Raw genomic sequence first — 15,068 nt, forward strand, 5'->3', positions numbered from 1 at the left:
GCGGCAGCGGGCAGCCGGTGAGGGCGGGAGACCGGCGGCCACGGCCGCCGGTGCGAGGAACCCAGCCGCCGGGCGGCGGCAAGGGCGAGGCAAGGGGAGGGGACGACCATGGATCTTTCCTGGCCGGTTCTTCTGGTGAGCATCGGCCTCATCCTGGTGGGCCTGACGGTCCTGTTCAGCTTCATTCCCGTAGGGCTCTGGATCTCGGCCCTGGCGGCAGGGGTGCGGGTGCCCATCATCACCCTGATCGGAATGCGGCTGCGCCGCGTTCCACCCCACCGGATCATCAACCCGCTGATCAAGGCGGACAAGGCCGGCATCGACGTCAGCCTGGACAAGCTGGAGGCCCACTATCTGGCCGGCGGCAACGTGGACCGGGTGGTCGACGCCCTGATCGCCGCCCAGCGGGCGGAGATCCCGCTGACCTTCGAGCGAGCCGCGGCCATCGACCTGGCCGGGCGTGACGTGCTGCAGGCGGTGCAGGTCAGCGTCAACCCGCGGGTGGTGGAGACGCCCGTGGTGGCCGCCGTGGCCAAGGACGGCATCGAGCTGCGGGTCAAGGCCCGGGTCACCGTGAGGGCCAACATCGACCGGCTGGTGGGCGGCGCCGGCGAGGAGACCATCATCGCCCGGGTGGGAGAGGGCATCGTCACCACCGTGGGCTCCGCGGAAGATCACAAGGCGGTGCTGGAGAACCCGGATTCCATCTCCCGGGTGGTGCTCAACAAGGGGCTGGACGCAGGCACGGCCTTCGAGATCCTGTCCATCGACATCGCCGACGTGGACGTGGGCCGCAACATCGGCGCCCAGCTGCAGATGGACCGGGCGGAGGCCGACAAGAACATCGCCCAGGCCAAGGCGGAGGAACGCCGCGCCATGGCGGTGGCCGCGGAGCAGGAGATGCGGGCCAGGGTCCAGGAAATGCGGGCCAAGGTGGTCGAGGCCGAGGCCCAGATTCCCCTGGCCATTGCCGAGGCCTTCCGGCAGGGCCGCCTGGGCGTGTTCGACTACTACAACCTGCGCAACCTCCAGGCCGATACCGAGATGCGCGCCTCCCTGGCGGGCGGTCCGGGCCAGGACGAAGGGGTGCCGCCGCGGCAGGATACGTGAGCCGGGCGGCTGCCCGGGCGCCGGCGGCCTTTTTGGCGTCCGGGGCTGCCGCTTCCGGCAGGGCGCGACGCCGCGCCGGTTCCTCCGGGTTCGGGCGCCGGGAGGTGGGCGGTGGTGAACGGCTGGTTGGAGTGGCTGCTGGAATCGGGAATCAATCTGGCCATCCTGCTCGCGGTCCTGGCCAGCGTGGCCCGGGGTCTGGCCGACTTTTACCGGAAACGGCCGGGTCAAGGGACCGGGCCGGCACCGGACCGCCCCGCGGCCGGACGGCGGGAGCCCCCGGCGCACCAGGAGCCCGGGAGAGACCTGGCGCCGCCCGGGCCGCAGCCGGCGCGGCCCCGCGGGCTGGGGGAGCCGGGCCGGGCGGAAACCCCAGGATTCCCGGCTGCCCGGGGCCGAGGGGACGGCCCGGACGGTGGGCCTCCGGGGCACCGTCCCCCCGCTGCAGCAGGGGCCCCGCCACCGCGGGCCGGCCGCCCGCAGGTGCCGGCCCAAGGGCCCCGGACCGGTCCCCGGCGGGGCCCCTGGGGCGACCTCTGGGGTGACCTCCTGTCCCAGCTGGAAGATCTGCTCCGGGAGACCGACATCGCGCTGCCCCGGGACGAACCCGGGCGAGTCCGGCCGCCGGCCCGCAGCCGCCCGGAGGGGGGCGAGGCGGCGCCGGAACACCGGCCGGCAACCGGCCGGGCGGGCACCGGCGGCAGAGGTCCAGGGCGGGCGGGTGGCGAAGGACGGGCCGGCCGGGAGGGGGTGCCCGGCGGTGAGGGCCTCTGGGGCGGCGAGGGCGGCCCCGGCGGGGAGGGCCTTCCCGGCGGAGAGGGAAGCCCTGGCCGGGAGGGCGGGCCGGGCCGCGAGGGCCGGCTCACCCGGGAGGGGCCTGCCGGAAGGCACGCGACGGCCGCCCGGCCGGCCATCCGGGCCGGCACCGGGACCTCGGCCGCTCCGGGCGGTCCGGCGGCCGCCGCCACGGGGGATGGGGGTGCCGCGCCGGGCCCGGCCGCTTCCGGCCGGCAGGGACCCCTGCCGCCGGCGGCCGCGGTCGCCCTGATGGCGCCGGCGGCCCGCCGGGAAGCCTTGCGCACCGCCTGGATCTGGACGGAGGTGCTGGGCCGGCCCCGCGCCCTGCGCCCGTGGACGCCGGAACCCCCTCTTCGCCGCAAGCGGTGACGCCCGAACTTCCGCGAACGACTCAGGTCCGGCAGGGGCCGCGGTGACGCCGCGGCCCCTGCCGCGTTGCCCGGGGAGAGCCGGTGGCCGCCGGCAAGGCCCCCGACCCCGGTGCGGGGCCGTGACCTGCCCATCATATCGCTCCGTCCCCCGCCGTAACCTTCACCGGAGGCTTGTGCACGAAGGAGGCAGCGCCTTGGCGCGGGACGGGCGCGGGGGCGGAGCAGGCGGAGGGGTCGCCGGTGGGGAGGGGTGGCGCCAGTGGCTGGCGGGCCTGGAGGACTCCCTTGCCGGTGCCCTGGAACTGCCGCGGGATGCGGTGCGCAACCTTCCCCGCATCACCTTGCTGGGCGGGCTCGAGCTGGTGGTTGAGAATCACCGGGGAGTCCTCTTGTTCGGTCCGGGCCGGGTGCTGGTGGCCGTGCCCGGCGGCCGCCTGGAGGTCACGGGCCGGGAGCTGGCCATCGGCCGGATCGACCGGGAACAGCTGTGCCTGCAGGGCCAGGTGGAACAGCTGCGCTTCCTGCCGGTGTCCGGCGGCGGGGAAGAAAGCGGCAGGGCCGGGCCCCGCAGGACGGGCGGCTTCTCCGGCAGAGGCGCCTCCCGTCCGGGAGGGAAGGCCCGGTGACCCGAGGGCTGTGGCAGTTTTTGCTGGGTGCGGTGGAGGTGACCGTCAGCCCCTCGCCTCGGGGCCGCCGGTTCGTCCCCCTGTCCAAGCGCCGGCCGGGGGATCCCGCCCCGGCACCGGGTGACGATCCCGGCCTGCCCCGAGCCGGGCCCGAGGCCTTTCTCAACCTGGCGGCCGCCCGGGGGCTGGTCCTCTGGCGAGTGCGCCGGCGGGAAGACGGGTCCCTGCGGGGCTGGGTGGCCGCCGGCCAGGTGGGTGGCCTGCGGCCGGTGGCCCGGGCCGCCCGCTGCCGGGTGCGCTTCGGCCGGCGGGTGGGCTGGCCCTTCCTGTGGCGACGCCTCCAGCGGCGAAGGGTGCTGCTGGGAGGCGCCCTGGCGACGGCGCTGCTGGTCTATTACCTGTCCGGTGCCATCTGGTTCATCGAGATCCGGGGCCTGGAACACCTGCCGGAGGCCGTGCTGCGGCAGGAGCTGGCCCGGGCCGGGCTGCGCCCCGGGGTGCGCCAGGCTGCCATCGACCTCCGCCAGCTGGCCGAGCGGCTGCCCCTCGAGGTGCCGGGGGTGGCCTGGGTGGGCATCACCCGTTACGGCGTCAAGGTCGTGCTGGATGTGGTGGAAAAGGATCCCCCGCCGGCCGTGCCCGCCGACCGCCCGGCCCACGTGGTCGCCCGCCGGCCGGGCGTCGTCGTCCAGGTCATGACCTTGCGGGGTGAGCCGGTGGTCCAGCCCGGCCAGGTGGTGAAGGCCGGGCAGATCCTGATCCGCGGCGCCTACCTGCCGCCGCCTCCCGCCGATGCCGCCCGCGGCGGCCGCCCGTCCCCGTCCTCCAGCCAGGGCAAGCCGGTGGCCGCCCTGGGCCGGGTGCTGGCCCGGACCTGGTACAGCGAGTACCGCGAGGTGCCCCTCGAGCAGACCCGGCCCGTGCGCACGGGACGCGCGTCGACCCGAATCGTCCTGCGTATCGGATCCTGGCGCCTGCCGGTATACTGGCAGCGGGGGGATCCCGGCCGCTACGAGGTCGAGCGCCGGGTCCTGGTGGCCATCCCCGGGTGGAGGGATGGCCCGCCGCCTGTCGAACTGCTCAGGGAAACGCGCCACCAGGTGGTGCTGGCCCGGCATGTGCTGACCCTGCAGCAGGCGGTGCGGCTGGTGGAGCGGCAGGTGGTGGCCCGGGTGACCGCCGGCCTGCCGCCGGGAAGCCGGGTGGTGGCGGTGCGCAGCCAGGTGGTGCAGCAGGGCGCCGGGTTCGCCGGGGTCCGCACCACCGTCGAGGTGATCGAGGATATCGGCGTCCAGCGCCCCTTTCAGCCGCGGTAGGCGGTGCGCCCCGGGCGGGATGGGCCGCGGGGCTGAGCCTGCCGGGCGCGGGGCGCGGGAGGACCTCACCCGGTGCACGAAGGAGGGCGATGGGCTCATTGCCCGATGCGCGGCAGCCCAACGGTGCGGCGCCGCCGGCCGCCGAAGGCCACGTGGCCGTGATCGACCTGGCGGACCACAGCGAAGCGCTGCAGCTCTTCGGGCGCGGGGACCAGAACCTGCGCCTGATCCAGGACAGCTTTCCCGTGCAGATCGTGTCCCGGGGTGATCACATCCGCCTGCGCGGCCGCCCCGAGGAGGTGCGGCAGGTCGCCACGCTGTTCGAGGGCCTTCTGCAGCAGGTGCGGCGCGGGGTGGCCCTGGGGCCCGAAGACGTGCGGTACGCCATCCAGCTGGCGCGGGAGGGGCGGGCCGAGCGCATCCCCGAGGTGACCGACGACGTCATCGTGACCACGGCCCGGGGTAAGCCGATCCGCCCCAAAACCCTGGGCCAGCGCCGTTACGTCGAGGCCATCCGCGAGAACGGCATCGTCTTCGGCATCGGTCCCGCGGGGACGGGCAAGACCTACCTGGCCATGGCCGTGGCCATCGCCAGCCTTAAAGCCCACCAGGTGGCCCGCATCATCCTGACCCGGCCTGCCGTAGAGGCCGGCGAGAAGCTGGGCTTCCTCCCGGGCGATCTCCAGGACAAGGTCGACCCTTACCTGCGGCCCCTGTACGATGCGCTGTGGGACATGCTGGGCGTCGAGACCTTCCAGAAGTACATGAACCGGGGCCTGATCGAGGTGGCTCCCCTGGCCTACATGCGCGGGCGTACCCTGGACGATTCGTTCATCATCCTGGACGAGGCGCAGAACACGACCCCCGAGCAGATGAAGATGTTCCTCACCCGCCTGGGCTTCGGCTCCAAGGCGGTGGTGACGGGCGACGTGACCCAGGTCGACCTGCCCCGGGGGCGCCACTCGGGCCTGGCCCACGTCCAGCAGGTCCTCAAGGGCATCGAGGGCATCCAGTTCGTCTACCTGACGGAGCGGGACGTGGTGCGCCACCCCCTGGTGCAGCAGATCATCCTCGCGTACGAGGCGTACGAACGCCAGGAAGAACAGGCTGCAGCCGGCCGCGACGGGACGCACCGGGAGGGGGGAGCGGCGCCGCCGGCCGGTGCCCCTGGGGAAGGGCGCCCCAACGGTGGGCAGGGTGCGGGCGAGGCGGCCGGCCGTCCTGGCGCCGGGATGCCGGCCCAGCAAGCCGGGCGGTGAGCTACCGCCCGGCCACCGCGAGCGACGCCTGTGCCGGGAGTGGACAAGATGGACGGAGGTTTTGCCGGCCTGGGGCGGTGGCTTGATCGCCACCTGGGCGAGCAGTGGCGGGAGCCCCAGGTGCGGCGCTTCATGTGGAGTGGCCTGTTCTTCCTGTGTTTCACGCTGCTTCTGGCCACGGCGGTGGCGCCGGCCCAGGTGCGGGTGCGGCCCGGCCAGGCGGCTCCCCGGGATCTGGTGGCGCCCAAGCAGCTCATCGACCGCCCGGCGACGGAACGCCTCCGCCAGGAGGCGGCCCGGGCCGTCCCCGACCAGTACCAGGAGGACGATTCGGCCGCCGAGCAGGCCCGGCGGGACCTGGAGGCCGCCTTTGCCGCCGTGGCGGCCGTGCAGGACGCCATGGCCCGGCGGGACCAGACAGACGGCCAGGGTGCGCCGGCGGAGGCCGCCCCTACGGCTGCGGATCGCACCCGGCTGGAAGAGCGGCTGGGCTTTTCTCTACCGGCGGAGGTGGCGGACGCCGTCCTGGCGGCCGGCAAGGGCACGCTGGAGGCCATGCGCCGCGACCTGTGGACGCTGGTGCGGCGGGAGCTGGACCAGGGGATCAAGGAAGACCAGCTGGCCGCCACCCGGCTGCGGCTGGGCGAGGAGATCGAGAACCTGGACTACCCCCAGCCCCTGCGGCAGTTCATGCGCCAGGTGGGCAGCCGCGTGCTGCGGCCCAACCTGATCTTCGACCGGGAAGGCACCGAAGAGGCCCGGCGCAGGGCCACGGAACAGGTCGATCCGGTGGTCATCGTCCCCGGCGAGGTCATCGTGGAAGCCGGGGAAAAGGTGACGGAAGAGGACATGGTCCGCCTGCGGGACGCGGGCCTGCTGCAGGAAGATCCCTGGGACCTGGCGGGCATCTGGGCGGGCACGGGCCTGCTGGTGCTGCTGGGCATGGCGGCCGGGGGCGCGTACCTGGGCACCTTTGATCGCCGGGTTTACGAGGACGAACCGCGGTTCGTCCTGTTCGGCCTGGTGCCGGTGATCACCCTGGTCTTCGCCCGCCTGCTCCAGCCCGTGTCGCCCTACCTGATGCCGGTGGCCACGGGACCCATGCTGCTGGCGGTCTTGCTGAACCCTCGTACGGCCCTGGTGGCCGCCATGCTGCTCTCCGTGGCGGTGGGGGTGATGGCCGGCGACGGCCTGCGGTTCGGCATCGTGACCTTCCTCGGAGGGGCGGCGGCAGCCTTTTCCGTCTCCCGCCTGGGGCACCGGTCCGACTTCATCCGCGCCGGGGCCATCATCGCGGGCGTCAACGTGGCGTCGACCCTGGCCCTGGCCCTGATGTTCGGCAGCCCGCCCCTCACCGGGCTCGAGGTCTGGAAGCAGGTGGGCTGGTCGGCCTTCGGCGGGCTGCTGGCGGCCATTCTCACCATCGGCCTGCTGCCCTTCCTGGAGAGCTTTTTCGGCCTTGTCACGCCGGTCCGCCTGATCGAACTGGCGAACCCCAACCAGCCGCTGCTGCGCCGCCTGCTGGTGGAGGCGCCCGGCACCTACCACCACAGCCTGATGGTGGCCAACCTGGCCGAGGCGGCGGTGGAGGAGATCGGCGGGAACTCCCTGCTGGCGCGGGTGGGAGCCTACTACCACGACGTGGGCAAGATCCGGCGCCCCTACTTCTTCATCGAGAACCAGTTCGGGGGCGAGAACCCCCATGACAAGCTGTCGCCTAACCTCAGCGCCCTGATCATCACCGCCCACGTCAAGGACGGCGTCGAGCTGGCACGGCAGCACGGCCTGCCGGAAGAGATCATCCGGTTCATCCGGGAGCACCACGGGACCACCAGGGTGGAATACTTCCTGCGGCGCGCGCAGGAGATGGGTGAGCCGGACCAGGTGCTGGAGGGCAACTTCCGCTACGACGGCCCGCCCCCCACCACCCGCGAGACGGCGGTGGTGATGCTGGCCGACGGGGTGGAGGCGACGGTCCGGTCCCTGGGACACCTGACCCCGGGCCGCATCGAGCAGGTGGTGCGCAAGATCATCAAGGACCGCCTCAACGACGGCCAGCTGGACCGGGCCGACCTCACCTTCCGCGACCTGGACCGGATCGCCAGCACCTTCGTCCGGGTCCTGACGGGGATCTTCCATCACCGCATCGAGTACCCCGAGGTGGTGCTCAAGGAGATGGAGCGGGCCCGGCGCAAGGAAGGGCCGCCCTCCCGGACCGCGTCCCGGCCACCCCAGACCCCGGAGCCGGCCGCGCCGGAGCGGGCCGCGACGGGAGCGGATGACCCGCCGGGACCGGCCGCGGGAGCCGGCGGTCCCGGCGGCTCCCGCCCCCCGGACGGCGGCGACTGAGGCCGGGCAGCTGAGATCGCAGGAGAGGGGCGTCCGGCCGGCCTGGGGCGGCCCGGCCGGAGGCAACGAAGCAGGAGGGAACGGGATGCACCAGGATGGCGGCGCCGTGCCGTCCCAGCCCGTGCTGGCGATGGACAACCACCAGGACCGGCTGGCCGTGCCACCCCACTGGGATCGCCTCCTGCCGGCGGTGGTGGGCCGCCTGCTGGCGGCCGAGGGCCTTGGGGTCCCCGTGGAGATCTCCCTCACCTTCGTCGACGACGTGGCCATCCAGGAACTCAACCGGCGTTACCGGGGCAAGGACGCGCCCACCGACGTGCTCTCCTTCCCGCAGCTGGAACCGGACGAGGTGGCCGCGCTGGTGCGGGAGGCGGCCGTCCCCGCCCAGGTGGCGCCCGGGCCGGAGCCGGTGCCCCTGGGTGACGTGGTGATCTCCCTGGAGCGGGCGGCGGCCCAGGCCCGGGACTACGGCCACTCCCTGGACCGGGAGGTGGGCTACCTGCTGGCCCACGGTGTGCTCCACCTGCTGGGCTACGACCACCCCGACGCGGAGGGCGAGCGGCGCATGCACGAGAAGGCGGAAGCGGCGCTGGCCGCCTGCGGGCTGAGCCGGCCATGACGGGCGGCCGGCGGCCCAGCTTCGGCCGGGCCGGCACCCTGGCCGAGTCCTTCCGCTACGCGTGGGCCGGCTTCCGCTGGATCTGGGCCACCGAGGCCAACATGCGCCTGCACTTCGCCGCCGCCACGCTGCTCTTCACCGCCGCCTGGTGGCTCGGGGCCGCGTCCTGGCAGTGGGCCGTCCTGATCCTGGCGGCCGGGATGGTCATCCTGCTGGAGTGGCTCAACACGGCCATCGAAGGGGCGGTGGACCTGGCCACGGAGGAGTTCCGGCCCCTGGCCGGCCGGGTCAAGGATGTGGCCGCGGGGGCCGTGCTGGCGGCCGCCCTGCTGGCCACCCTGACGGGGGTGGTGGTGCTGGGTGAGGGGCTGCTGCAGCTCCCCGGCCTGTTTCTGGCCCACGCCCGGGAAGCGCCCTGGCGGCTCTGGCCCCTTCTCCCTGCGCTGTATTTCGCCGTGAGCTCCCTGGGCGTCCGCCGCGCGACCCGGGACGAGCCGGTTCCCCGCCCCCCTGCGCGGGACCGGCGGCGGGCAGCGGCCCGCCGGCCGGCCCGGTAGGCTGGCTCGGCCGGGCCGTCCCCCGCCGCTGGCCGGTTGCCGCCGGGACCTGCCTGGGACCACCGCGGGTGCCAGGGGGGCCGCGCCGGCGGAGCCGCAAGCGGCCATCCCATTCCAACCTGACGGGAGGAGGAGACACCCTTGCCGCCGTCACCGCGCGAGCCATCCCTGCCGCCGTCGCCGGAGCGGTCCGGTCGCCGGCCCGCCGTGCCGCACCTTCACCCCGGCCGGCGGCTCGTCCCGGGCCCGGTCCTGGCCCTGGCCGTGCTGGTCCTGGCCGGCGTGGCGCTGGTCCTGCCCGCGTGCAGCCGGCCGCAACCGGCCACGGCCCCGCCCTCGCCACCACCCCCCGGACCGGCCGAACCCGCCCCAACGCCGCCCGCGGCGGTGAACCCGCTGACGGGCCTGCCGCTGGACGATCCGGCCCTCCTGGAGCAGCGCCCGATCCTGGCCAGCATCGACAACCATCCTGACGCCCGCCCCCAGGCGGGACTGGCGGCGGCCGATCTGGTGTATGAGGTGCCGGCGGAAGGCGGCATCACCCGCCTGCTGGCCCTGTTCGTCACCCAGCGGCCGGAGCGGGTGGGGCCCGTGCGCAGCTCGCGCCACTACTTCCTGGACCTGGCGGCCGAATGGGACGCCCTGTACGTCCACGCCGGGGGCAGCCCCCAGCACTATGCCCGCATCGGGGCCAGCGGCCTGGATGACCTGGACGGCGTCCGCTCCGATCCCCGGGGCGGGGGGCGGCGGGTCTTCACCCGGGACAACGGCCGGGCGATGCCCCATAATCTTTATGCATCCTTGCCGGTGGCCGTGGCGGCTGCGGAAGAACGCGGCTGGGCCGTCACGGCGCAGCCGCCGGCCGCCCCCTTCACCTTCCTGGACCCCGGAGCCCGTCCGGCGGGCCAGGAGGTCGAGGAACTGGTCATCCACTGGCCCGGCTGGCGCCAGGGGTGGGTGCGCTACCGGTGGACGGGGCAAGGCTTCCGGCGGGAGACCGCCTTCGGCCCCCATGCCGCGGAGGAGACCGGGCAGCCCCTGGCGCCGGCGAGCCTGCTGATCCAGTTCGTGCCGTCCCGGCCCATCGCCGGCGATGCGGCCGGGCGGCTGGACGTGGACGTGACGGGTTCCGGGCGCCTGCTCATCGCCACCGGCGGGCGGTGGCGGGAGGGGCGCTGGGAGAAGCCGTCGGCCGCCGCACCCACCCGCTGGCTGGAGGCCGGCGGCCAGCCCGTGACCCTGGTGCCCGGTCCGGTCTGGGTCCACCTGGTTCCCACGTCCACCCGGGTGGAGATCCAGGGGCCGGACCAGGGGCCGGACGCCGCCGGCGAAACGGACAACCGCCAGGCGCCGGCGGGCAACTAGCCCGGGCAGAGAGGAGGGATGGCGCATGACAACCGGTGGACCGGGGCAGGAGTCGCCGGCCCCTGGCCGGGCCGGAGCCGCCGAGTCGCCCCGCGAGCCCCACGAGCGCCGGCCGGACCTGCCCGGCGCCCCGGGCGGGCCGGGCGCCCATCCCGCCCCGGGCGCCCGCGCCCAGGGTTTCCGTTCGGGCTTCGTCGCCCTGATCGGCCGGCCCAACGTGGGCAAGTCGACCCTGCTCAACCAGCTGATCGGGCGGAAGATCGCCATCATGTCCGACAAGCCCCAGACCACCCGGACCCGGATCCTGGGGGTGCTCAACCGGCCCGGGGCCCAGCTGGTCTTCGTCGACACGCCGGGCATCCACAAGCCCCAGCACCTGCTGGGCGAGCACATGGTCCAGATCGCCCGCCGCACCCTCCAGGAGGTGGAGGCCGTCTGCTGGCTGGTGGAGGCTCCCGACCGGGAGCCGGGGCCGGGTGACCGGTTCATCGCCGAGCAGCTGGCCGGTCTCAAGACGCCGCGGGTCCTGGTGGTCAACAAGATCGACCAGGTGGCCCCGGGGGAGGTGCCGGCCATCGCCGCCCGCTTTGCGGAGCTGGGCACTTTCGCCGCGGTCCACCCCGTCTCCGCCCTGCACGGGGTCGGCGTCGCCGAGCTGGTCGGGACCCTGGAGGGCCTGCTGCCGGAGGGGCCCCGGTTCTTCCCCGAGGATATGGTGACCGACCAGCCCGAGGCCCAGATCATGGCGGAGCTCATCCGGGAGCAGATCCTCCACCTGACCCGGGAAGAGGTGCCCCACGCGGTGGCGGTGCAGATCGAGAAGGTGGAGCGCCGGCCCAACGGGGTGGTCTACGTGCCCGCCACCATCTACGTGGAGCGGGAGGGGCAGAAGCGCATCCTGATCGGGGAGCAGGGCCGCATGCTGAAGGAGATCGGGCGCCTGGCGCGGCTCGAGATCGAGGCCCTGCTGGGCTCCCGGATCTACCTGGACCTGTGGGTCAAGGTCAAGCCCGACTGGAGGAACAAGCAGGGTGCCCTGAGCAATTTCGGCTTCCACCAGTGAGGTGGTCCGGTGGCGCAGTCGGAAGGGAATGGGCAGCAGAGACACCGGAACGCACCGGCCGCCCCCGCTCAGCAGGGGCGGCGGAATCCACCGGCCCGCCCCGCCACCGCCGGCGCGGCAGCTCCCTGGCAGGAGCAGCTGGCCCGGGCCGTACAGGACGGCGATGCGGCGGCGGCGGGGCGGCTGGCCGGCGAGCTGCACCCGGCGGACCTGGCCGAGTTCGTCCTGAGCCAGGAGCCGGCCCTCCGGGCCCGGCTGCTGGGGTGGCTTCCGCCGGAGCAGGCCGCCCTGGTGGTGGAGGAGCTGCCGGCGCCGGTCCAGTCGGAGATCCTGGCGGTCCTGGACCGCCAGCGGGCCGGGGCCGTCCTGGAGGAGATGTCCAGCGACGAGGTGGCGGACCTGCTGGGTGAGCTGCCGCCCCAGCGGGCGGTCGACCTGCTGAGGCTGCTCCGCGACCGGGAAGCGGCGGACGTGCGGTCCCTGCTGGCATACCTGGACGACACCGCCGGCGGCCTGATGACCACCGAGTTCGTCGCCCTGCAGGACGACCTTACCGCCGCCGAGGCCATCGACGCCCTGCGCCGGCTGGCGCCCGACGCGGAAACGATCTATTACGTCTACGTGGTGGACCGGGAGGAGCGGCTGCAGGGAGTCCTCTCCCTGCGGGAGCTCATCGTGGCGCCGCCCGACACCCCCATCCGCCGCATCATGCGCACCCGCGTGGTGACGGTGCCGCCGGACATGGACCAGGAAGAGGTCGCCCGGGTGGTGGCCAAGTACGACCTGCTGGCGGTGCCGGTGGTCGATGCCGAGGGGCGGATCCTGGGCATCGTCACCGTGGACGACGTGGTCGACGTGCTGGAGGAGGAGGCCAGCGAGGACATCTACCGGCTGACCGCCACGCCCGAGGGGGCGGCGGCCGGCACCTCCTGGCTGCGGGCCCGCCTGCGCCTGCCCTGGCTGGTCGGCCTCTTGCTGGGCGAGCTGGTGGTGGCGAAGGTGATCCAGGGGTTCGAGGGCACCCTGGAGCGGGTGGCGGAGCTGGCCTACTTCATCCCCCTGCTGGCGGCCACCGCGGGCAACGTGGGCACCCAGTCCCTGGCCACGGCGGTGCGGGGGCTGGCCACGGGGGAGATCGAGCGCGGCGAAGCGCTGGGGGTGCTGGGGCGGGAACTGCAGGTGGGGTTGCTCCTGGCGCTGGTGCTGGCCCTCACCAGCATCGGCCTGGTCTACGCGGTGCTGGGGAACGGCGCGCTGGCGGTGACGGTGGGGACGGCCATGGGGCTCAACACCCTGGTGGCGGCGGCCATCGGCGTGGTGGTGCCCCTGGCCCTGCACGGGTTGCGGGTCGACCCGGCCGTGGCATCGGGCCCCTTCGTCACCACCACCCTGGACGTGGTGGGCACCCTGGTGTACTTTCTCACCGCCACGTGGCTGCTGTTCCGCGTCGCGGGCTGATGGCGGGCCGGGCGACCCGGCGCGGAGCGGCCCTCGTGGTGCCATCCCAACCGGGCCCCACGCAGCCCGCCCGGGGCGGGGAGGTGGGCGGCATGCCCCTCTACAGCGTGGAAGGGATCGTGCTCAGGACCAGGGAGTACGGCGAGCGGGACCGCCTGGTGACCCTGGTGGACCGGGACGGGACCCGCCGCACCGTGCTGGCCAAGGGGGTGCGCCGCCCGCGCAGTTCCCTGGCGGCCGGGGTGCAGCCCTACACCTACAGCCGGTTCCTCCTGTGGAAAGGGCGCTCCCTGGACGGGGTAAGCCAGGTCCAGGTGCTGGACGCCCACGCCGGCCTGCGGGGGAGCCTGGAGGCCCTGGCGGCCGCCGCCTACGTGGCCGAGCTGGCCGAGGCGTTCACCCACGAAGGGGCACCGAGCCCCGGGGTCTTCCTCGTACTGCTGGCGGTGCTGCGGGGGCTGGCGGCGGCCCCTGCCGACCGCGTGGCCCAGGGGCTCTGGCTGCGCCATGCGGAGCTCCGGCTGCTCGATCTGGCCGGCCTGGGCATCCAGCTGGAGGCCTGCCAGGACTGCGGGCGGCCCCTGGTGCTGCCGCAGGGGCGCGGCGCGGGGGGTGGCCCGCCCGCCCCCGCGCCCGGGGAGGGGGCCCTGCCCGCGGGTTACAGCGCCGAGATGGGCGGCGCCCTCTGCCGGAGGTGCCGGCCGGGCCGGCCGGCGGCCCTGTCCCTGGACCCCGCCACCTGGCAGGTGCTTCGCCTGGCCGGGCGGCTGAACCCCCAGCTGGCGGCCCGGCTGCGGCCGGCGCCGGCGACCCTGGCCCGGGCGGCGGAGGTGACCCAGACCCACCTGGTCTACCACCTGGGCCAGCCCTTTCGATCGGCCGGCATTTTGGCAATACTGGATGAAGCAGCGATGCCGCCGGCGGGGCCGCCGGCACCCGGGGCGAGCGCAGGCCGCTAGCCGGTCGTGACCCAAGGGGGTGGAGCGGGTGAGCGAGCTGGAGAAGATCGATATCCTGAGGGAGCGGGCCGGGGTCAGCTACCGCCGGGCCAAGGAGCTTCTGGACCAGTGCGGCGGGGACGTGGTGGAGGCCCTGATCCGCCTGGAGGAGGAGTCCCGCCGCAACACCTGGCAGGAGCGGATCCAGGTCCAGGGGGCCGAGCTGGTTGACCGGGTGCGGCAGCTGATCAACGAGGGTAACGTGCGCCGCATCGTCATCCGCAACCAGGACGGGCAGACCCTGGTGGAGCTGCCCGTCACCGTGGGCGCCCTGGGGGCGCTGCTGGCGCCCATGCTGGCGGTGGTGGGCGTCATCGCGGCCCTGGTCACCCGGGCGACCATCGTGGTGGAACGCCGCAACGACGGCACCGCCGGAGCCGGCCAGGGAACGGGCGGCACCGGGGGTGCGGGCCCGGCGGGGGCCGGCGGCTGGGGCGAGACCGGCACGGGCCCGGGTGCGGCCGGCGGCCCGGCGGGCGGCTATGGTGAGGGCGGCACCTACGGGGGCAGCGGCGCCTGGGATTCCCCGGGCGACGGGGCGGCGGGCGGGACCCAGGATCCGGGACCCCGCCATTGATGGGCGCGCCAGCCGGAGCGAGCCCCACCGCCGGGAGGATTCCACGCGGCGTCGCCGAATGGGGCCCTTCCGGGCGGCATCTGCAGGCGGAATGCCTGTTTTGCCGATATCGACGGAATATACGCAATCGACGACATTCACCTTGACCGTCCAGCCGGCGGGCGGGCCGGCAGCCAGGCTGCCGGCGGCCGGCCGGTCGTTGTCAGGCGATGAAGGGGAGGAGTACCCCGGTCCTTCCGGTGGCAGCGAGCCGGCGAGGGTGGAAGGCCGGCCCGGACCCCGGGGGAAGGCGCCCCTGAGCCCGCGGGAGGAAAGGTGGAGGCGGCGCAGGAGAGCAGCACCCCGGAGGCGGAGCAAGATGATGGGGATCATGGCGGCGCCCCGGGGCTGCGGAGGCCGTCCTCGGCCGAGTAAAGCCCGCACGGAGTGAGGTGGGTTTGCCGGGCTGCTCGCCTGCGGGGCGGGAAGCGGCGGCCGGTGCGGTGCCCGTCGAGGGGCGTGGCGGGCCCGGGGCCGGGTTCGTCCGCGGCCGCCGCCGGCGGCGGGTGCCGGTGGACCAATCAGGGTGGAACCGCGGGGGCCAGGGGCCGCCCGTCCCTGAG

The 15,068-nt window shown here is 74.4% G+C and carries 13 protein-coding genes; all 13 read left to right on the forward strand.

Annotated features, from left to right (window positions below; genetic code table 11):
• The first annotated feature begins 108 nt into the window (after positions 1-108).
• Positions 109-1,110: a flotillin-like protein FloA gene (gene floA / locus ACZ5T9_RS03280; protein ID WP_006902962.1), complete on the forward strand. Its 1,002-nt coding sequence runs from the start codon at positions 109-111 to the stop codon at positions 1,108-1,110.
• Between the two features lie 114 nt (positions 1,111-1,224).
• Entirely contained in the window at positions 1,225-2,277 is a 1,053-nt protein-coding gene (locus ACZ5T9_RS03285) for a hypothetical protein (RefSeq protein ID WP_464833830.1), read from the forward strand.
• Positions 2,278-2,473: 196 nt separating this feature from the next.
• Positions 2,474-2,905, forward strand: coding sequence for a YabP/YqfC family sporulation protein (locus ACZ5T9_RS03290; protein ID WP_006902964.1), 432 nt, complete (start codon positions 2,474-2,476; stop codon positions 2,903-2,905).
• Positions 2,902-4,221 carry a sporulation protein YqfD gene (gene yqfD / locus ACZ5T9_RS03295; protein WP_464833832.1) on the forward strand — a complete coding sequence of 440 codons (1,320 nt, stop codon included), beginning with the start codon at positions 2,902-2,904 and terminating at the stop codon, positions 4,219-4,221. The genes ACZ5T9_RS03290 and yqfD overlap by 4 nt, the downstream gene beginning before the upstream one ends.
• Before the next feature lie 98 nt (positions 4,222-4,319).
• Positions 4,320-5,480, forward strand: a complete 1,161-nt coding sequence (locus tag ACZ5T9_RS03300; protein WP_006902966.1) for a PhoH family protein — start codon at positions 4,320-4,322, stop codon at positions 5,478-5,480.
• Between the two features lie 48 nt (positions 5,481-5,528).
• Positions 5,529-7,829, forward strand: a complete 2,301-nt coding sequence (locus tag ACZ5T9_RS03305) for an HD family phosphohydrolase (protein ID WP_464833833.1) — start codon at positions 5,529-5,531, stop codon at positions 7,827-7,829.
• 85 nt (positions 7,830-7,914) lie between these two features.
• Complete coding sequence (ybeY, locus tag ACZ5T9_RS03310; RefSeq protein ID WP_464833834.1) at positions 7,915-8,448, forward strand: rRNA maturation RNase YbeY; 534 nt, start codon at positions 7,915-7,917, stop codon at positions 8,446-8,448.
• Entirely contained in the window at positions 8,445-9,005 is a 561-nt protein-coding gene (locus ACZ5T9_RS03315) for a diacylglycerol kinase family protein (protein WP_006902969.1), read from the forward strand. The genes ybeY and ACZ5T9_RS03315 overlap by 4 nt, the downstream gene beginning before the upstream one ends.
• A gap of 141 nt (positions 9,006-9,146) precedes the next feature.
• Positions 9,147-10,370, forward strand: coding sequence for a DUF3048 domain-containing protein (locus tag ACZ5T9_RS03320; protein WP_464833835.1), 1,224 nt, complete (start codon positions 9,147-9,149; stop codon positions 10,368-10,370).
• Between the two features lie 25 nt (positions 10,371-10,395).
• Positions 10,396-11,433, forward strand: coding sequence for a GTPase Era (gene era, locus ACZ5T9_RS03325; RefSeq protein WP_006902971.1), 1,038 nt, complete (start codon positions 10,396-10,398; stop codon positions 11,431-11,433).
• Between the two features lie 9 nt (positions 11,434-11,442).
• Complete coding sequence (gene mgtE, locus ACZ5T9_RS03330) at positions 11,443-12,891, forward strand: magnesium transporter (RefSeq protein ID WP_464833836.1); 1,449 nt, start codon at positions 11,443-11,445, stop codon at positions 12,889-12,891.
• A 92-nt stretch (positions 12,892-12,983) separates the two neighbouring features.
• Positions 12,984-13,850: a DNA repair protein RecO gene (gene recO / locus ACZ5T9_RS03335; RefSeq protein WP_464833837.1), complete on the forward strand. Its 867-nt coding sequence runs from the start codon at positions 12,984-12,986 to the stop codon at positions 13,848-13,850.
• Between the two features lie 28 nt (positions 13,851-13,878).
• A complete protein-coding gene (locus ACZ5T9_RS03340; protein ID WP_464833838.1) occupies positions 13,879-14,466 on the forward strand; it encodes a DUF4342 domain-containing protein in 588 nt (195 codons plus the stop codon).
• Positions 14,467-15,068: the final 602 nt, after the last annotated feature.

Source organism: Thermaerobacter nagasakiensis (genome assembly GCF_055396825.1).